The sequence below is a fragment of the Streptomyces sp. NPDC059906 genome, from assembly GCF_042730645.1.
GTDB classification, from domain to species: Bacteria; Actinomycetota; Actinomycetes; order Streptomycetales; family Streptomycetaceae; genus Streptomyces; species Streptomyces rubrogriseus.
This window is the reverse complement of sequence record NZ_JBHWKU010000028.1, coordinates 1-17,448: the sequence shown is the minus strand read 5'-3', so window position 1 is coordinate 17,448 and position 17,448 is coordinate 1. Positions and strand designations below refer to the sequence as shown.

The following is a 17,448-nucleotide window of genomic DNA, read 5'->3' as shown; positions in this document are numbered from 1 at the left end:
GGCGCGTGGCTACTTGACCGCCAGGAGCAGGGTGTCCGACGGCGAGCACCACACCGGCCGCGCCTCGCCGAAGCCCTTCTCGCGCAGCACGCGCGCGTGCCACGCCGCCGAGGGCATCTCGCCGTCGGCGTGCTCGCCGTAGATCTCGAAGCGGCGGGCGGTGGGCCCGGCGAGCGCCGGGTCCTTGGCGGCGAGCTGCCACCACTCGGACCAGTCCAGCGCGCCCTGCCCCTTGGCTGCGTCCATCCGCGCGTGCCGCTGCGCGCGCTCGGCCGCGTTGATCCGGGGCGTCGCTTCGTCGATCATGTGGTCCGCGTTCATGAAGACACCGCCGTCGCGGACCAGCTCCGCGACCCGGCCGTAGAGATCCGCGAGGGGTTCGGCGTGGAACCAGTGCAGGGCCGTGGCGGTCAGCACGGCGTCGTACGCGTCGTACGGCAGCTTCGCCGGCCAGTCGGGGTCCTTGAGGTCGGCGGTGACGAAGGAGACCCGCCCGTCGCCCGCGAAGGTGCCCTCGGCGATGGCGAGGAGGGCGGGGTCGAGGTCCACGCCGGTGCTCGTGGCGTCCGGGAACCGGTCGAGCAGCCGGGCCGTGATGGTGCCGGTGCCGCAGGCCAGGTCCAGCACGCGTGGCGCGGGACCGACGAGCGCCTCGACCATGTCGAGCATGATCCGGAACCGTTCCTCTCGGTCCGGCATGTACCACTCCTGCTGCCGGTCCCAGCTCTGCTGCCAGGCCTGCCAGTCGGCACCGGCCGCCGGCGTCGTGGCCGTGGTGGTGGTCGTGGTGGCCGTAGTGGCCGTGGCCGTGGTCGTGTCCGCGTTCGTCATCGAGCCCCTCCGCACTGCGTCGCGTAATACCCTGGAAGCACGATCAGCTGTTACCCGACCGCAGGCACGACCCTAGAGCCCCGTCGTAAGGACTACAAGTGGAACTGGCCTATTACTCGGATTACGCCGTGCGTCTCGTCAACACCGAGGAACCGTCGCGGGGACAGGACTCCCTGACCTCGGTGGAGGCCGTCCGTGAGCTCTTCGGCGCCAACCAGTCGGCGGCCCGGCGCGCCTCCGACGCCGACGTGACGCGGTTCCGCTCGGTCCGGGGGCGGCTGCGCTCGGTCTTCGAGGCGGCCGACGGCGGCGACGAGACCCTCGCCGTGGACCTGCTGAACTCACTGCTCCTGGAGTTCCCGGTGAGCCCGCAGATCTCCGGCCACGACCACCGCGCGGAGGACGGCAGCCCGCTGTGGCACATGCACCTGGCGGACCACCCCTCCAACGCGACGGCCGGATTCGCGGCCATCGCGGCGATGGGCCTGGCCTTCCACCTCACCGAGTACGGGGTGGACCGGCTGGGCCTGTGCGAGGCGGCCCCCTGCCGCAACGCCTATCTGGACACCTCCACCAACCGCTCCCGGCGCTACTGCTCCGACCGCTGCGCCACCCGCGCCAACGTGGCGGCCTACCGCGCCCGCAAGCGCCTGGAGGCGGACCGGTCGGCCAGCACCGGCCTGACCGCCGACAGCACCCAGCGGACCACGGCGAGCGGCGAACGCTGACCCGCCCGCGGCGGCCGGTACCGGAACCGGACCCGGCCGAGGACGAGGTCCTGCGGGACCACCCCGTAGTCGGTACTGTCGCCGCCCGCGAACGCGTTGTCCCCGAGCACCCACCAGCCGGCCCCACGCCGTTCGGCCGCCCGCTTGACCACGAGCAGGTCCTGCTGGAAGGGGTGCCGCAGCACGACCACGTCACCCGGCCGGACCCGGGCCCCCCAGTGCACGAGCAGCACGTCACCGTGGTGCAGCGTGGGCACCATCGACGGCCCGGTCACCTCGGCCGGCCCGAAGGGCAGCGCCCCTCTGGCGCGCTCGGTCTCCTGCGACAGTTGCTCCGGCATCACCCGGCACCTCCCCGGTCTTTCCTCCACCAGTCTCAGTCTCACCCCGGACTTTTGTCCTAAGCCCACGGGGGCACCCGCGAAATCAGGTCTCCCAGGGAGTAATGTCCCCCCTGAGAAGACGATCACGAGGAAGGAACGCTTCATGCTTTCCCGCCTGTTTGCCCCCAAGGTCACGGTCAGCGCCCACTGCGACCTGCCCTGCGGCGTGTACGACCCTGCCCAGGCCCGCATCGAGGCGGAGTCGGTGAAGGCCGTCCAGGAGAAGATGGCCGGCAACGACGACCCGCACTTCCAGACGCGCGCCACGGTCATCAAGGAGCAGCGCGCCGAGCTCGCGAAGCACCACGTCTCCGTGCTGTGGAGCGACTACTTCAAGCCCCCGCACTTCGAGAAGTACCCGGAGCTGCACCAGCTGGTCAACGACACCCTGAAGGCCCTGTCGGCCGCCAAGGGCTCGAAGGACCCGGCGACCGGCCAGAAGGCCCTGGACTACATCGCCCAGATCGACAAGATCTTCTGGGAGACCAAGAAGGCCTGACGGACGTCAGCATCCCGGGGCCGGCGATCGGTGCACCATCGCAGGCCGCAGGGCAGCCCGAAGGGGCCCGGCCATCCCGGCCGGGCCCCTTCGGCGTTGTCGTGGTCAGGGGTTCTCGGTGACCGATTCCCGGGAGTGCTCCGGCCTCCCGGGCCGTGCCTCGGCTTCGGCGGCCCCGGAGTTCGTCAGCGCTTGCGGTGGTACGTACGCACCACGACACCGTTGCCGAAGGTCCGCACCGAGTCCGGCACGAAGGCGGAGACCTCGAAGCCGGAGCCGAACATCGGCATGCCGGTGCCGAGTACCACGGGGTAGGTCTTGACGACCAGTTCGTCGACCTCGTCGACCAGTTCGCCGGCCACGGCCGATCCGCCGCACAGATAGATGCCGAGGGCACTGTCCTCGGCCTTCAGCTCCCGGACCCTGCCGACCAGATCCGTCGAGATGATCTCGACGTTCGGGTCGGGCGACTCCGTGAGCGTGCGCGAGGCGACGTATTCGCGCAGGTGGGCATAGGGGCTGGTGACGCCTTCCTTGAGGGCCAGGTCGTAGCTGGCGCGTCCCTGCACGATCGTGTCGAACTTCTTGTTCGGCAGGTCGTCGATGCCCAGCGGACGACGGCCGTGGGTCGGCAGCGTCTCCGGGTACTCCGACTTCAGGAACTCGAAGAACTCCTCGTCGACGAACGGGACCATGAACGACGCGTCGCCGTCCGGCCCGCCGATGAATCCGTCGATCGAGCAGGCGATGAAGTACGTGAGATTGCGCAAACCGGTCTCCCTTTCATGTTGACCACTGCGACCACAGTACTCCATGCGTAGTTGTTTGAGGAGCGGATTGCACGATCAATGGATTACGCGGTCACGGAGTCCGCGGCTCGCGCCACATCGGCCACATGCGGGGGCCGTCCGGCAGATCCAGGGCCCGGCCGGTGAACTCGAAGCCGAGACGTTCGTAGAGCGCCTTCCCGCGGGCACTGCTCGCCTCGAGGTAGGCGGGCATCCCTTCAAGATCGCAGCGGTCGAGGACGGTCTCGATCAGCGCGGTGCCCAGGCCCTCGCCCTGCCGCCCCGGGACCACGCCGATCATCCACAGGTACGCGTGGGCCCGGCCGGAGGGGTGGATCCCGTCCGTGAGCCGGGCTATCAGCTCCACGCGCTCGTTCTCCGGGTCGACGGCCTCGCGGATCCGGGCGGGGCCGTCCTCGGCACCCTCGTGCTCCTCCGCCGGGACGGGCAGCCACAGCGCGCAGGCGGCGCCGTCCTCGGTGAGGTCGACGCGGCCGTCCGCGAAGACGGCGTCGGCGAACGCGGCCATGAGCCGATGATGGGTCCGGCGACGGTACTCCGCGCCGGGAAAGACCCAGCCGCTCACCGGATCGTCCTGGAAGGCCTCGTCCAGCAGCCGGACGACCCGTTCCCGGTCGCCCTCCCCCGCCGTGCGGATCACCACACCCATGCCTCGCCCCTTCGGCTCAACACTGCTTGCCTGTACGGCGGTTGAGCCTAGCCGCTGGGCCTGGGCCCCACGGGGAGAGACAGAGGGGCGGGCCCCGCACACCGTGGGGAAGTGCGGGACCCGCCGGACCGGAGCCGTCGGCGGTGCGGCCGTACGTCGGTCAGGTGCCGTACGGCCCTGCACGGGCTCCGGGGTCTTGCGTGGCCGGCCCGGCGATCCACGACGCCGGGCCGGTCGAGGGGGCCGGGGCGGCGCTCAGGTGCTGCGCCGGGTGACGAACTCGGCCAGCGCGAGCAGGCCGCCCGCCGCCTCCGGCTCGGGCACGGCACGCGCCAGCTCCTGCATGGCCCTGGCCATCCGGTCGGCCGCCTGGGCCTGTGCCCAGTCCCGGCCGCCGGCCCGCTCCACGGCCAGGGCGGTGCGCTCCAGGTCCTCCTTGTTCTCGTCGTACGGGCCGGTGTACAGCTCGGCCAGTTCGGCGGCGGCCGGGGTGCCGGAGGTGAGGGCGGCGACCACCGGCAGTGACTTCTTGCGGGCGGCCAGGTCCGCACCGGCCGGCTTGCCGGTATGGCGCGGGTCGCCCCATATGCCGATGACGTCGTCGATGAGCTGGAAGGCCATCCCCGCCTCACGGCCGAAGGCGTCCAGGGCCTCGACGTCCTCGGTGGCGGCGCCCGCGTACAGCGCGCCGACGGCACAGGCGCAGCCCAGCAGGGCACCCGTCTTGGCCTCGGCCATGACGAGCGTCTCGTCGAGGGTCACCTCGCCCGGCGGGCGCCGCTCCATCGCGGTGTCCGCGTGCTGGCCCTCGCACAGCTCCATGACGCAGTCGGCGAGCCGGGTGGCCGCCGCCGCGGACGCCGGGTGCGGGTCGGCGGCGAACAGCCGCAGGGCGAGCGCCTGAAGTGCGTCGCCGGTGAGGATCGCGTCGGCGTCGCCGAACACGGTCCACGCGGTCGGCCGGTGCCGCCGGGTGGCGTCGCGGTCCATCACGTCGTCGTGCAGCAGGGTGAAGTTGTGGACCAGTTCCACCGCCGCCGCGGCCCGGACGGCGGCCGCGCGGGCCGCCGGACCGCCGAGCGCGGCCGCCGCGGTGAGGACGAGCGCGGGGCGGATCGCCTTGCCCGCGTTGCCCGCCGCGGGCGTGCCGTCCGCGTGCTGCCAGCCGAAGTGGTAGAGCGCGACCCGGCGCATCGACTCGGGCAGCGTCGCGATGGCGGACCGCAGTTCGGGATCGACCGACGCTCGTGACTCGCTCAGGAGCAGGGCCGCCTCGTGCCCTTCGACCACCGCCTGCCCCGGTCCGTCGGACGACTCCCCCGGCTCCTTCTCGCGCTGTGTGCCGATGGTCCCGTGCCTTTCCGGCGCCCCGGTGGGACGGCACGTCGCGGTGGCGCCGCGCCGGGTCTCCGTCATGGACTCACCTTCCCCCTGGGCCCGTCCGTACCCCGGGGGTGTACCCGCCCGGGAGGGCGGGGACACGGCGTTCGGGACAGTGACGTCACCGCCAGCGGCCGATCTCGACATTCTCCAGCACGCCGAGCGCGTCCGGCACGAGGACCGCGGCCGAGTAGTAGGCCGTGACCAGGTACTTGATGACCGCCTGCTCGTTGATCCCCATGAAGCGCACCGACAGACTCGGCTCGATCTCGTCCGGGATGCCGGTGGCCCGCAGGCCGATGACGCCCTGGTCCTGCTCGCCGGTACGCATCGCGATGATCGAGGACGTACGGGCCTCGGTGACCGGGATCTTGTTGCACGGGTAGATGGGCACACCGCGCCAGGTCGGAATGCGGTTCCCGGCGACGTCGATGGTCTCGGGGACGAGGCCGCGCTTGTTGAACTCGCGGCCGATGGCGGCGATGGCGCGCGGGTGGGCGAGGAGCAGCTTGGTGCCGCGCCGGCGGCTCAGCAGTTCGTCGAGGTCGTCGGGACCGGGCACGCCGTCGTGCGGCTGGATGCGCTGGTCGTACTCGCAGTTGTGCAGCAGTCCGAACTCGCGGTTGTTGATGAGTTCGTGCTCCTGGCGCTCCTTCAGCGCCTCGACCGTCAGGCGGATCTGCTGCTCCGTCTGGTTCATCGGCTGGTTGTACAGGTCGGCCACGCGCGAGTGGATGCGCAGCACGGTCTGGGCGACGCTCAGTTCGTACTCGCGCGGCCGGGCCTCGTAGTCGACGAAGGTGTGCGGGATGTCCGGCTCGCCGCTGTGGCCGGCCGCGAGGTCGATCTCCTTCTCACCGTGCCTGTTGGTGCGCTGCTCCGGGATCGAGCGCCGCTGCTCCAGGTGCTCGCGCAGGGAGTCGGCCCGCTCCGCGACCTGGTCCACCTCCTGGCGGGGCAGCACGAGCACCGTGCAGGCGGTGACCGTGCGGGCGGTGTACTCCCAGATGGCGTCCCCGTCGAGTAGCGCCTGGTCGCCGAAGTAGGCGCCGTCGGCGAGGACGCCGAGCACCGCGTCGTCGCCGTAGGGGCCGGTGCCGACCTTCTCGACCTTGCCGTGCGCCAGCAGGTAGACCTCGTCGGCCCGTGCGCCGAAGGAGGCGATCACCTCGCCGGGGCCGAACTCCCGCTGCTCGCAGCGCTGCGCGAGCTCCGACAGCACCTCGTCGTCCTCGTACGACCGCAGGGCCGGCAGCTCGCCCAGTTCCGCGGGGACGACCTCGACGCGGTCGCCGGTCTTCACGAACGTCACGCGGCCGTCGCCGACGGCGAAGGTCAGGCGCCGGTTGACCCGGTACGTGCCGCCCTGGATGTCCACCCAGGGGAGCGAGCGCAGCAGCCAGCGAGAGCTGATCTCCTGCATCTGAGGAACGGACTTGGTGGTGGTGGCCAGGTTCCGCGCGGCCGCCGTGCCGAGGCTCTGCTGCGGCCTGGTCTGCTCGGTGCGGACCTCTTCGCCTACCGACATAAGGAATTGCCCTCCCGGTCGTGCCGGACGGCTGCGCCCGGCATCGATGTGCGTGGACCAGCCTTCCTCACGGAGCGTGCCGGTGCTATTACACGAACGAGCGGGAATGGATCACAGGCGGCCGGGGCAGATATGGGGGCTTGTTTCGACTTCGGCACCCCCTGGCCGGGATGAGATTGTCCGAAACGACTCGCACACGGGCCGAACAGGTAATAGGAGTTGCTCCGTTTCGGTACAAGCTCCGTACGAGGCGGTCGCGTCGGGCGGTCGTCGCGCAGCGTGAAGGAGCCGGCCGTGGCCTCACCCATGTCCGCGAGCAGTTTCCTCAAGGCACTGAAGGCCGAGGGCCTCACCGTCGTCCAGGTCGGCGACTGGCGGGACCACAACCGCAACCACAAGGGCCCGTGGGGCCCCGTGCACGGTGTGATGATCCATCACACGGTCACCAAGGGCAGCGCGCGGACGGTGGACATCTGCCGCAAGGGCTACGAGGGTCTGCCGGGCCCCCTGTGCCACGGGGTCGTCACCAAGGACGGCAGGGTCCACCTGGTCGGGTACGGCAGGGCCAACCACGCCGGTCTCGGCGACGACGACGTCCTGCGCGCGGTGATCGCGGAGAGGGCGCTGCCCCGGGACAACGAGGCGAACACCGACGGCAACCGGCACTTCTACGGCTTCGAGTGCGAGAACCTGGGCGACGGCGACGACCCCTGGCCGGCGGCGCAGCTGGAGGCGATCGAGCGGGCCGCCGCGGCCGTGTGCCGCCACCACGGCTGGAACGAGCGGTCCGTCATCGGCCACCTGGAATGGCAGCCGGGCAAGGTGGATCCGCGCGGTTTCACGATGTCGTCGATGCGGAACCGGATTCGGGACCGCCTGAAGTGACCCGGCCCGGCGCAGCCGCCCGGCACCGACCGAGTCGACCCGAGACCGGCCGAGACGCCGGGACCACCGGGGCCATCCCCGGCAGGCCGAGATGCCCCGGACACGCCGACGCGCCCCAGCACCGGTCGACGCTCCCGGACCGGCCGGGTCGGCCCGGGACCGGACCGGTGGGGTGAGCCGGGAGCGGACGGGGTGAGGTGGCCGACGTGTGTGGGGGCGCGACAATGACGGGGTGACCGGCATCGACACCCGTGAGCTCGCGGCCCTGCGGCCCCGTCTGCCCTCCCCGCTGCACGAGGTGGCCGACGGACGGTTCGAGCGGCACGGTGTCCGGCTGCTGCTCAAGCGGGACGATCTGATCCACCCCGAGCTGGTCGGCAACAAGTGGCGCAAGCTGGCGCCGAATCTCGCCACGGCCGGCGGGCGCACCGTCGTCACGTTCGGCGGCGCCTACTCCAACCACCTGCGGGCCGCGGCCGCGGCCGGCCGGCTGCTCGGGCTGCCCACGGTGGGCGTGGTCCGCGGTCAGGAGCTGGCCGGCCTGCCGCTCAACCCCTCACTGGCCCGGTGCGCCGCCGACGGGATGCGGCTGCACTTCGTCGACCGCTCGACGTACCGGCGCAAGTCCGAACCCGAAACCCTGGCGGCCCTCCTGCGCGCGGCGGGCGCCGAGGGCGCCGTCGTCGTCCCCGAGGGCGGCAGCAACGCGGAGGCCGTCCGCGGCTGCCGTGCCCTGGGCGAGGAGCTGGGCACCCACGCCGACGTGGCCGCCGTCGCCTGCGGCACCGGTGGCACGCTCGCCGGCCTCGCCGCCGGGCTCCCCCGGGGGCGGCGGGCCCTCGGCATACCCGTGCTCAAGGGCGGTTTCCTGGAGGCTGACATACGGCGGCTCCAGGAGCGCGCGTTCGGCGGGCCGCGCGGCGACTGGAGCCTGGAGGACCGCTTCCACCACGGCGGGTACGCCCGCACGACGCCCGCTCTGGACGCCTTCGCCGAGGATTTCGAACACCGCCACGGCCTCCCCGTGGAGCGCGTCTACGTCGCCAAGATGCTGTACGCCCTGCTCGCCCTCACCGAGGAGGGTGCCTTCCCGCGCGGGACGACCCTGGCGGCGGTCGTCACCGGCCGGCCCTTCCCCTGAGCGCGGGCCGGGACCGCCGCCCCGGCGCGCCCGCCTGCCCCCGCGCCCGCTCACGTCGCCTCCCGGTACGCGGCGGCCTCCTCCAGGTCCAGCCGGCGCAGCAGGGTCCGGAGCATCTCGTCGTCGATGTAGCGGCCGTCCCGAAGCCGGACGAACACCTCGCGCTCGGCGCTGATCATCTCCCGGGAGAGTCGCCGGTAGGTGTCGTCGACGGTCTCACCGGTGACGGGATTGACCTGGCCGAGCCGTTCCCAGACGGCGTTGCGTCGGCGCTCCAGGACCATGCGGAGGCGGTCGGCGAGCGGCGCCGGCAGGGCGTTGCGCTCGTCGGCGAGCAGGTCGTCCAGGCGCAGTTCCGCGACCCGCGAGGCCTGCGCCTGGGCGTTGGCCTCCGCCAGCGTCTCCGCCTGCACGTCGTGCGCCGGGAACTTCAGCAGGCGGATCAGCGGCGGCAGGCTGACGCCCTGGACGACCAGCGTGCCGATGACCGTGGTGAAGGTCAGGAACAGGATGAGGTTGCGCTCGGGGAAGGGCTCGCCCCCGTGCACGGTGAGCGGGATGGAGAACGCGATGGCCAGGGAGACCACGCCCCGCATCCCGGCCCAGCCGATCACGAACGGCCCCTTCCAGGAGAGCTCGCCCTCGCGCGCGCGTACCCGTGCCGACAGCCGGGGCAGGAACGTCGCCGGGTACACCCACACGAACCTCGCCACGGCGACCACCAGGAAGAGGGCGAGGGCGTACCAGGCGGCGTCGGCACCCTCGTACTCCCCCAGGCCCTTGAGGACGACGGGCAGCTGGAGTCCGATGAGGGCGAACACGGCCGACTCCAGGACGAACGCGACCATCTTCCACACCGCCTCCTCCTGGAGACGGGTGGCGAAGTCGACCTCCCACGCGCGGTGGCCGAGGTAGAGCGCGACGACGACCACCGCCAGCACCCCGGAGGCGTGCACCTGCTCGGCGACCGCGTAGGCGACGAACGGGATCAGCAGGGAGAGCGTGTTCTGCAGCAGCGCCTCCTTCAGGTGGGTGCGCAGCCAGTGCAGCGGCACCATCAGGACCAGCCCGACGCCGACCCCGCCCGCCGCCGCGATGAGGAACTCGCCGATCCCGCCGGCCCAGGTCGCCCCCTCGCCGACGGCCGCGGCGAGCGCCACCTTGAAGGCGGTGATCGCGGTGGCGTCGTTCACCAGGGACTCGCCCTGGAGGATCGTGGTGATCCGGGAGGGCAGCCCCACCCGGCGGGCGACCGCCGTGGCCGCGACGGCGTCCGGGGGCGCCACGACCGCGCCGAGCACCAGGGCCGCGGTCAGCGGCAGGCCCGGCACGATGAGGTACGCCGCGCAGCCGACGACGAAGGTGGCGAACAGGACGTAGCCCACGGACAGCAGCGCCACGGGCCGGGCCTGCGCCCGCAGGTCCAGGTAGGAGCTGTCGGTGGCCGCCGTGTAGAGCAGCGGGGGCAGCAGCAGGGGCAGGACGATGTGCGGGTCGAGGGTGTAGTCGGGCACACCGGGCACGTAGCTCACCGCCAGGCCGACCGCGACCAGGAGCAGCGGCACCGGCACCGGTACGCGTCGTCCCGCCGCGGCGACCGCGGCGCTGCCCGCCACCAGCAACAGCAGCGGCATCACGTCCATCGTCCTCGCCCGCCCTCGTTTTCCGCGCGGTCATCCGCACACCCGTCGTAACCTGGCAATCATGAAACAGTGCACGCACGCCGACGCGCTGCCGCACCCGGAACCCGAGCCGTGCGGCGAGACCTGTCCCGAGTGCCTGGCCGAGGGCACGGACCCGGTGCAGCTGAGGCTGTGTCTCGTCTGCGGTCATGTCGGCTGCTGCGACTCCTCGCCGAACCGGCACGCGACGGCGCATTACAAGGAGAGCGGCCACCCGCTGATGAGGACCTTCGAACCCGGGGAGAGCTGGCGCTGGTGCTTCGTCGATCACGTCCTGGTGTGACCTGTGCCCGGGACGGTTCGACCGTCTGACGTCTGGGTACGTCAACCCGGCGCGCGCTCTTCCGATTTGAGCCCGCCGACCCCCTAGCCACTGTGCGTGTTCGCGTGTTTACTATGAGTGACAGCACGGGGTTGGGGTCTCGGGGACAGGAAACTTCGGAGCGCGATAACGTCACCGCTGAACCACGTGTCGCGTTATCCCGAGGGGCGTCCCTCGGCCCTGTAACGCTTGTACCACCTTGGAGGTGAGGGTGTCCCAGATCGCAGGCGAGCCCGCGACCCAGGACTTCGTCGAAGTCCGGCTGCCGGCCGCGGGTGCCTACCTGTCGGTGCTGCGTACGGCGACGGCCGGCCTCGCAGCTCGTTTGGACTTCACCCTCGACGAGATCGAGGACCTGCGCATCGCAGTCGACGAGGCCTGCGCGATCCTGCTGCAGCAGGCCGTGCCCGGCTCGGTGCTCAGTTGCGTCTTCCGCCTCGTCGACGACTCGCTCGAGGTCACCGTCTCGGCGCCGACCACGGACGGCCACGCGCCGTCCCGGGACACCTTCGCCTGGACGGTGCTCTCCGCCCTCGCGGGCAAGGTCTCCTCCGCCGTGGACGAGGACAAAACCGTTTCGATCAGCCTCTACAAACAGCGCGGCGCGGGACCCGGGCCGACGTGAGGGACGGGGACGGGCCGGTGCGGGACGAAGAGCGCGGTACACGGGAGCTGCCGGCCGAGGGCACACGTTCTCCGAACGAGGCGCGACGCACGGCGGACGGCATCGACGGCATCCCCGAGCAGGCCCGGCCGCATCCGGAGGACGAGACCTCGCCCGGGGCCGTCGTTCCGGGCGAGGGGCAGCGGACCGGGGAGACCCCCGTCCGGCCCGTCCGAGCGGAGACGAGGGCTCGGGAAAGGGCAACGGGCGGGACGATGAGCGAGCACGAGCGACACTCCGAGGGCCACGCGCCGGGTGCACGGGGCACGCAGGGCACACGGCACGACCCGCAGGACCGCAGCGGTGCGCGCCTCCTGTTCGCCGAGCTGCGCACGCTGACGAAGGACAGCCCGGAGTACGCGGAGCTGCGCAATCGACTGGTCCGCATGCACCTGCCGCTGGTCGAGCACCTCGCGCGCCGCTTCCGCAACCGCGGCGAGCCCCTGGACGACCTGACCCAGGTCGCCACCATCGGCCTGATCAAGTCGGTGGACCGCTTCGACCCGGACCGCGGCGTGGAGTTCTCCACGTACGCGACGCCCACGGTCGTCGGCGAGATCAAGCGGCACTTCCGGGACAAGGGCTGGGCGGTGCGTGTGCCGCGCCGGCTCCAGGAGCTGCGGCTGGCCCTGACGACGGCCACGGCGGAGCTGTCCCAGCTGCACGGGCGCTCCCCCACGGTCCACGAGCTGGCCGAGAAGCTGTCGATCTCGGAGGAGGAGGTCCTGGAGGGCCTGGAGTCGGCCAACGCGTACTCCACGCTGTCCCTGGACGTCCCGGACACCGACGACGAGTCCCCGGCGGTCGCCGACACCCTCGGTGCCGAGGACGAGGCCCTGGAGGGCGTCGAGTACCGGGAGTCACTCAAGCCGCTCCTCGAGGACCTGCCACCGCGGGAGAAGCGCATCCTGCTGCTGCGCTTCTTCGGCAACATGACCCAGTCCCAGATCGCGCAGGAGGTCGGCATCTCCCAGATGCACGTGTCCCGGCTGCTGGCCCGCACGCTGGCACAGCTGCGCGAGAAGCTGCTCGTCGAGGAGTGACCGCCGGTCGGCGGGTGCCCCCTACGGCTGCTTCCCGGCGCTGCCGGGCCCCCGGATACCGAGGGCCTGGGTGGTCGTCGGATTGACGAGCAGCACCAGCGCGGTGACGGCCACGACGCCGAGCACGATGCCCGCCGGGACGGCCAGGCTGTCGGCCCGCACCATGTTGTAGGCGACCGGCAGCGCCATGATCTGCGTGATCACGGCGGGCCCCCGGCTCCAGCCCCGTCGGGCGATCAGTCCGCGGGCGGCGAGCAGCGGCAGCAGGGCGAGGACGATCAGGGTGACTCCGCCGGTGACGGCCGAGGTCCGGTCGTCGGGGTGTCCGGTGAGGCCCTCCACGAGCATCCAGCCGCCGCCGACGAGGAGCGCCAGCCCCTCCAGTGCGGCGATCGCGGCCGCGGCGGTCAGCCGGCCGGGGCGAGGGCCCGCCTCTTCGGCGGTTGCGGAGGCGGGGGTGGGGGTCTGCTCACTGCTCACCCCGAAAGGGTAGCCCTCGGCGCTCCGGCGTCCGCCGCGGTGTCCCACGTATCACGCGTGCCGCCCGCCGGTGACCATCTTCACCTCGGTCTGGGCCGAGTACCACCCAGTAGGTACCCTGCACACCATGCGTGCACTTCTCGTGGTCAACCCGGCGGCAACCACCACGAGTGCGCGCACGCGCGACGTGCTGATCCACGCGCTCGCGAGCGAGATGAAGCTGGAGGCGGTCACCACCGAGTACCGCGGCCACGCGCGCGACCTCGGTAGGCAGGCGGCACAGAGCGACGACATCGACCTGGTGGTGGCCCTCGGCGGCGACGGCACGGTGAACGAGGTCGTCAACGGTCTGCTGCACGCGGGCCCCGACCCGGAGCACCTGCCCGGTCTCGCGGTGGTCCCGGGCGGTAGCACCAACGTCTTCGCCCGCGCCCTCGGCCTGCCCAACCACGCGGTGGAGGCCACCGGTGCCCTGCTGGACGCCCTGCGCGAGGGCAGCGAGCGGACCGTCGGCCTGGGGCTGGCGTCGGGGACGCCCGGCTCGGAGGACGAGGCGGTTCCGGCCCGCTGGTTCACCTTCAACGCCGGTCTGGGGTTCGACGCGGGCGTGGTCGGCCGTGTCGAGCAGCACCGCGAGCGCGGCAGGAAGTCGACGCACGCCCTCTACGTCCGCCAGGTGGTGCGTCAGCTCATCGGCGAGCCGCACCGCCGCAGCGGGACGATCACTCTGGAGCGGGCGGGCGAGGACCCGGTCACCGATCTGGTCCTGTCCATAGTTTCGAACACCTGCCCCTGGACGTTCCTCGGGAACCGCCCGATCTACGCCTCTCCCGAGGCGTCGTTCGACACCGCCCTCGACGTGTTCGGCCTCAGCCGGCTGTCGACGGCCGCGGTTGCCCGGTATGGCACCCAGTTGCTCACTTCGTCCCCCGAGCGCGGGCCGCGGGGCCGCCACGCGGTCTCCCTACACGATCTGACCGAGTTCACCTTGCATTCGAAGGTGCCCCTGCCCCTTCAGATGGACGGTGACCACCTGGGGTTGCGGACCAGCGTGACGTTCACAGGCGTACGCCGTGCACTGCGTGTGATTGTGTGAGCAGAAGGGGCGAAAGTCCTTTCACTCGAACGTTTAGACCAGGATCCACCCCATGGAAGTACGGCTGTGACCTAGTCGACACCGAAGAATCAAAAAAAACTTTCCGGAAGGGGTTGTATCCGCCGCCGAGGTTTGCGAGTCTCTTCTTGGCGATCGGGACAGCCCGCAGGACCGGCATCCACAGATCACCGGAACCCCTCTTCAAACCACAGGACCACGCCAGGGAACCTGGCGGTAGGCCCTTCCCTTGTTGAGGGATTCGTGAAAGCGTTCACATTCACAAGCATCCCAGCATGTAATACCAAGGAGAGGTAGCAGCCATGGACTGGCGTCACCGCGCCGTTTGCCGCGAGGAAGACCCCGAGCTCTTCTTCCCCATCGGCAACACCGGTCCCGCGCTGCTGCAGATCGAGGAAGCCAAGGCCGTCTGCCGTCGCTGCCCCGTCATGGAGCAGTGCCTGCAGTGGGCGCTCGAGTCCGGCCAGGACTCCGGCGTCTGGGGTGGTCTCAGCGAGGACGAGCGCCGCGCAATGAAGCGCCGTGCCGCCCGCAACCGGGCTCGTCAGGCCTCCGCCTGACAACCCACCCCTACTGACAGCCTCAGCTTGGCGGCGCGTACAGCGAGTACGCATCCCCCGCTCCCGAGCCGCAGCGCGCAGTACCCCCGATGCGCATCGGACGATGTATCGCACGAGCACTGGCCTCGGACCTTCACCGGTCCGGGGCTTTTTGCTTGCCCGCTTCCGGTGCCGCTCCCCCGGTCCGCTTCTCGCGCCACTCCCCGTTCGCTCGTTCCGCTTCTCGTGCTACTTCTCTGCGGGCACCGGGATGTCGAGGATCACGCGGCACCCGCGCTCCGCGGCCCGGACCATGTCGAAGGCGCCGCCCAGCTCGCCCTCGACCAGGGTGCGGACGATCTGCAGGCCGAGGTTGCCGGAGCGGTGCGGGTCGAAGTCCTCGGGCAGGCCGACCCCGTCGTCCTGGACGGTGACCAGCAGCCGGGCCTCCTTGGTCGTGCCGCCGCGGACCGCCGAGACCTCGACCGTGCCGGTGTCGCCGTCCCGGAAGCCGTGCTCCAGGGCGTTCTGCAGCACCTCGGTCAGCACCATGGACAGCGGGGTGGCGACCTCGGCGTCGAGGATGCCGAAGCGTCCGGTGCGCCGGCCGGTGACCTTGCCCGGCGAGATCTCCGCCACCATCGCCAGCACGCGGTCGGCGATCTCGTCGAACTCCACGCGCTCGTCCAGGTTCTGGGAGAGCGTCTCGTGCACGATCGCGATCGAGCCGACCCGGCGCACGGCCTCCTCCAGCGCCTCGCGGCCCCGGTCGGACTCGATGCGCCGGGCCTGCAGGCGCAGCAGGGCCGCCACCGTCTGGAGGTTGTTCTTCACCCGGTGGTGGATCTCCCGGATGGTGGCGTCCTTGGTGATCAATTCGCGTTCGCGGCGGCGCAGTTCCGTCACGTCGCGCAGGAGGACCAGCGAACCGATGCGGGTGCCCTTGGGTTTGAGCGGGATGGCGCGGAACTGGATCACCCCGTCGTGCGCCTCGATCTCGAACTCGCGCGGCGCCCAGCCGCTGGCCACCTTGGCGAGCGCCTCGTCCACCGGCCCGCGGGAGGGGGCGAGTTCCGCGGTGGTGCGGCCGAGGTGATGCCCCACCAGGTCGGCGGCCAGGCCCATGCGGTGGTAGGCCGACAGCGCGTTCGGGGAGGCGTACTGGACGATGCCGTCGCCGTCCACCCGGATCAGGCCGTCGCCGACGCGGGGCGAGGCGTCCATGTCGACCTGCTGGTTCTCGAACGGGAAGGCGCCGGCCGCGATCATCTGGGCGAGGTCGGAGGCGCTCTGCAGATAGGTGAGCTCCAGCCGGCTCGGCGTACGCACCGTGAGCAGGTTGGTGTTGCGGGCGATGACCCCGAGGACGCGTCCCTGGCGGCGGACGGGGATGGACTCGACGCGGACCGGGACCTCCTCGCGCCACTCCGGGTCGCCCTCGCGCACGATGCGGCCCTCGTCCAGGGCGGCGTCCAGCATGGGGCGCCGGCCGCGCGGGACGAGGTGGCCGACCATGTCGTCCTGGTACGAGGTGGGTCCGGTGTTGGGCCGCATCTGGGCGACGGATACATAGCGCGTGCCGTCGCGGGTGGGGACCCACAGGACCAGGTCGGCGAAGGAGAGGTCGGAGAGGAGCTGCCACTCCGAGACCAGCAGATGGAGCCACTCGAGGTCGGAGTCGTCGAGCGCGGTGTGCTGGCGTACGAGTTCGTTCATGGAGGGCACGGGGCCGAGCGTACCTGGCGGTACGGACAGCGCTCGAAACCAGCCACTCTCCACTGCGCCCCGCCTCCGACGCCCCCGCCCCGACGCGGTCGGCGGGTCCCCCGGAAACACCCGCGGGCCGCGGCGCCTGAGAGGGACCCTCAGCCCTCTCGGCACCGCAGCCCGGAGCAACATCGGCCGTGGGGTGTGCGGTCCCGGTCGGCCGAAGGATGAGGAGCCGGAGCAGTCAGGGCAGAGAGCGCCGGTTCCTCGGTCCGTCCTCCTGTGCGGGGAGGGCGGAAGCCTGACGATCACCTTGCGTGAGCGACACGGTCAGTTCCTCAGCAACCATTGTGGACTAGACCACTAACCGTGTCCATGCGGTGGACGTTGTTTGTTGTTGGTACGTGCGCCGACCGCACCGCCGTCCGGGCAGCCGCCAGAAGCCTAACCCCGTTGGCTCAACCTCGGGGCCAGACCGCCAGGGCAATTTCCGCGAGCGCTTCCAGCTCCGCCCGGCTCGCGCCGTCGCGCGCCTGCTGGGACATGCCCTGGATCATCGCGCCGGTGTACCGGGCGAGCGCGGCGGCGTCCGTGTCCGGCGGCAGCACGCCCTCGGCCACGTCGGCGCCGATCCGGCTCTCGATGGCGGCGATGTTCGCGTTGCGCCGCTCACGCAGGGACTCCTCCACCTCGGCGGTCGAGCAGTTGGCGGCCGCGTGGATGACGAGGCAGCCGTGCGGCCGGCCGGGGGCCGTGTACTCGGCGGCGGCCTCGCGCAGCATCCTCTCTATGCCCGCACGCGCGCTCGGCTCCTCGGCGAGGGCGCGCTCGCCGAACGAGCCGTACCGCACCCCGTACTCCTGGACGACCTCCTCGAAGAGCGAGCGCTTGTCGCCGAAGGCGGCATAGAGGCTCGGGGCCCCGATGTCCATGACCCGGGTCAGGTCGGACACGGACGTGGCCTCGTACCCGTGCTCCCAGAAGGCCAGCAGCGCCGCCTCCAGCGCCGTCGCCCGGTCGAAGGAGCGCGGGCGGCCGCGGGTCCTGGCCGCGCTCCTTCGACC

The 17,448-nt window shown here is 71.5% G+C and carries 19 protein-coding genes; 9 read left to right on the top strand and 10 right to left on the bottom strand.

Features of this window, described 5'->3' with window-relative positions:
* Window positions 1-9: 9 nt before the first annotated feature.
* The gene (locus ACFV9J_RS31485) at window positions 10-831 is read right to left on the bottom strand and encodes a class I SAM-dependent methyltransferase (RefSeq protein ID WP_385359805.1); all 822 of its coding nucleotides are present in this window, start codon (window positions 829-831) and stop codon (window positions 10-12) included.
* 98 nt (window positions 832-929) lie between these two features.
* On the opposite strand from ACFV9J_RS31485, the gene ACFV9J_RS31480 reads away from it, so the two are divergent.
* Window positions 930-1,559: a CGNR zinc finger domain-containing protein gene (locus tag ACFV9J_RS31480; RefSeq protein WP_385359804.1), complete on the top strand. Its 630-nt coding sequence runs from the start codon at window positions 930-932 to the stop codon at window positions 1,557-1,559.
* On the opposite strand, the gene sodX is transcribed toward ACFV9J_RS31480, so the two are convergent.
* Window positions 1,463-1,900, bottom strand: coding sequence for a nickel-type superoxide dismutase maturation protease (gene sodX / locus ACFV9J_RS31475; RefSeq protein ID WP_385359801.1), 438 nt, complete (start codon window positions 1,898-1,900; stop codon window positions 1,463-1,465). The genes ACFV9J_RS31480 and sodX overlap by 97 nt on opposite strands.
* A 145-nt stretch (window positions 1,901-2,045) precedes the next feature.
* On the opposite strand from sodX, the gene sodN reads away from it, so the two are divergent.
* On the top strand, window positions 2,046-2,441 hold the full coding sequence (sodN, locus tag ACFV9J_RS31470; protein WP_003973716.1) for a superoxide dismutase, Ni: 396 nt from the start codon (window positions 2,046-2,048) through the stop codon (window positions 2,439-2,441).
* Between the two features lie 185 nt (window positions 2,442-2,626).
* Here sodN and ACFV9J_RS31465 read toward each other — a convergent pair whose 3' ends face one another.
* The 4 genes from ACFV9J_RS31465 to ACFV9J_RS31450 all read right to left on the bottom strand — a co-directional run bounded on the left by ACFV9J_RS31465 (window position 2,627) and on the right by ACFV9J_RS31450 (window position 6,807).
* Window positions 2,627-3,211: a dihydrofolate reductase family protein gene (locus ACFV9J_RS31465; RefSeq protein ID WP_385359799.1), complete on the bottom strand. Its 585-nt coding sequence runs from the start codon at window positions 3,209-3,211 to the stop codon at window positions 2,627-2,629.
* Between the two features lie 91 nt (window positions 3,212-3,302).
* On the bottom strand, window positions 3,303-3,899 hold the full coding sequence (locus ACFV9J_RS31460) for a GNAT family N-acetyltransferase (protein ID WP_385359796.1): 597 nt from the start codon (window positions 3,897-3,899) through the stop codon (window positions 3,303-3,305).
* Between the two features lie 255 nt (window positions 3,900-4,154).
* A complete protein-coding gene (locus ACFV9J_RS31455) occupies window positions 4,155-5,315 on the bottom strand; it encodes a family 2 encapsulin nanocompartment cargo protein polyprenyl transferase (RefSeq protein WP_385359793.1) in 1,161 nt (386 codons plus the stop codon).
* An 85-nt stretch (window positions 5,316-5,400) separates the two neighbouring features.
* Complete coding sequence (locus ACFV9J_RS31450; protein WP_385359790.1) at window positions 5,401-6,807, bottom strand: family 2B encapsulin nanocompartment shell protein; 1,407 nt, start codon at window positions 6,805-6,807, stop codon at window positions 5,401-5,403.
* A gap of 306 nt (window positions 6,808-7,113) precedes the next feature.
* Here ACFV9J_RS31450 and ACFV9J_RS31445 point away from each other — a divergent pair, with 306 nt between their 5' ends.
* Window positions 7,114-7,692 (top strand): N-acetylmuramoyl-L-alanine amidase, encoded by a 579-nt coding sequence (locus ACFV9J_RS31445; RefSeq protein ID WP_385359962.1) that lies wholly within the window; start codon window positions 7,114-7,116, stop codon window positions 7,690-7,692.
* Between the two features lie 232 nt (window positions 7,693-7,924).
* Complete coding sequence (locus ACFV9J_RS31440) at window positions 7,925-8,833, top strand: 1-aminocyclopropane-1-carboxylate deaminase/D-cysteine desulfhydrase (protein WP_385359787.1); 909 nt, start codon at window positions 7,925-7,927, stop codon at window positions 8,831-8,833.
* Between the two features lie 50 nt (window positions 8,834-8,883).
* On the opposite strand, the gene ACFV9J_RS31435 is transcribed toward ACFV9J_RS31440, so the two are convergent.
* Entirely contained in the window at window positions 8,884-10,476 is a 1,593-nt protein-coding gene (locus ACFV9J_RS31435) for a Na+/H+ antiporter (RefSeq protein WP_385359785.1), read from the bottom strand.
* A 61-nt stretch (window positions 10,477-10,537) separates the two neighbouring features.
* Between ACFV9J_RS31435 and ACFV9J_RS31430 the strand changes: the two genes are divergently transcribed.
* The 3 genes from ACFV9J_RS31430 (at window position 10,538) to ACFV9J_RS31420 (ending at window position 12,544) form a co-directional block, all read left to right on the top strand.
* On the top strand, window positions 10,538-10,798 hold the full coding sequence (locus ACFV9J_RS31430; RefSeq protein WP_003973725.1) for a UBP-type zinc finger domain-containing protein: 261 nt from the start codon (window positions 10,538-10,540) through the stop codon (window positions 10,796-10,798).
* Window positions 10,799-11,048: 250 nt separating this feature from the next.
* A complete protein-coding gene (locus ACFV9J_RS31425; RefSeq protein WP_003973726.1) occupies window positions 11,049-11,462 on the top strand; it encodes an anti-sigma regulatory factor in 414 nt (137 codons plus the stop codon).
* Window positions 11,459-12,544, top strand: coding sequence for an RNA polymerase sigma factor SigF (locus ACFV9J_RS31420; RefSeq protein WP_385359782.1), 1,086 nt, complete (start codon window positions 11,459-11,461; stop codon window positions 12,542-12,544). The genes ACFV9J_RS31425 and ACFV9J_RS31420 overlap by 4 nt, the downstream gene beginning before the upstream one ends.
* Before the next feature lie 21 nt (window positions 12,545-12,565).
* On the opposite strand, the gene ACFV9J_RS31415 is transcribed toward ACFV9J_RS31420, so the two are convergent.
* Window positions 12,566-13,024 (bottom strand): hypothetical protein, encoded by a 459-nt coding sequence (locus tag ACFV9J_RS31415; protein ID WP_385359780.1) that lies wholly within the window; start codon window positions 13,022-13,024, stop codon window positions 12,566-12,568.
* A 127-nt stretch (window positions 13,025-13,151) separates the two neighbouring features.
* Between ACFV9J_RS31415 and ACFV9J_RS31410 the strand changes: the two genes are divergently transcribed.
* Together ACFV9J_RS31410 and ACFV9J_RS31405 are read left to right on the top strand one after the other, a co-directional pair.
* Window positions 13,152-14,120 carry a diacylglycerol/lipid kinase family protein gene (locus ACFV9J_RS31410; RefSeq protein WP_381771907.1) on the top strand — a complete coding sequence of 323 codons (969 nt, stop codon included), beginning with the start codon at window positions 13,152-13,154 and terminating at the stop codon, window positions 14,118-14,120.
* A gap of 320 nt (window positions 14,121-14,440) precedes the next feature.
* Window positions 14,441-14,698: a WhiB family transcriptional regulator gene (locus ACFV9J_RS31405; protein WP_003973730.1), complete on the top strand. Its 258-nt coding sequence runs from the start codon at window positions 14,441-14,443 to the stop codon at window positions 14,696-14,698.
* A gap of 228 nt (window positions 14,699-14,926) precedes the next feature.
* Here ACFV9J_RS31405 and ACFV9J_RS31400 read toward each other — a convergent pair whose 3' ends face one another.
* Together ACFV9J_RS31400 and ACFV9J_RS31395 are read right to left on the bottom strand one after the other, a co-directional pair.
* Window positions 14,927-16,402: a PAS domain-containing sensor histidine kinase gene (locus tag ACFV9J_RS31400; protein ID WP_385359778.1), complete on the bottom strand. Its 1,476-nt coding sequence runs from the start codon at window positions 16,400-16,402 to the stop codon at window positions 14,927-14,929.
* 440 nt (window positions 16,403-16,842) lie between these two features.
* On the bottom strand, window positions 16,843-17,448 hold a 606-nt coding region (locus tag ACFV9J_RS31395; RefSeq protein WP_385359775.1), incomplete at its 5' end, for a TetR/AcrR family transcriptional regulator.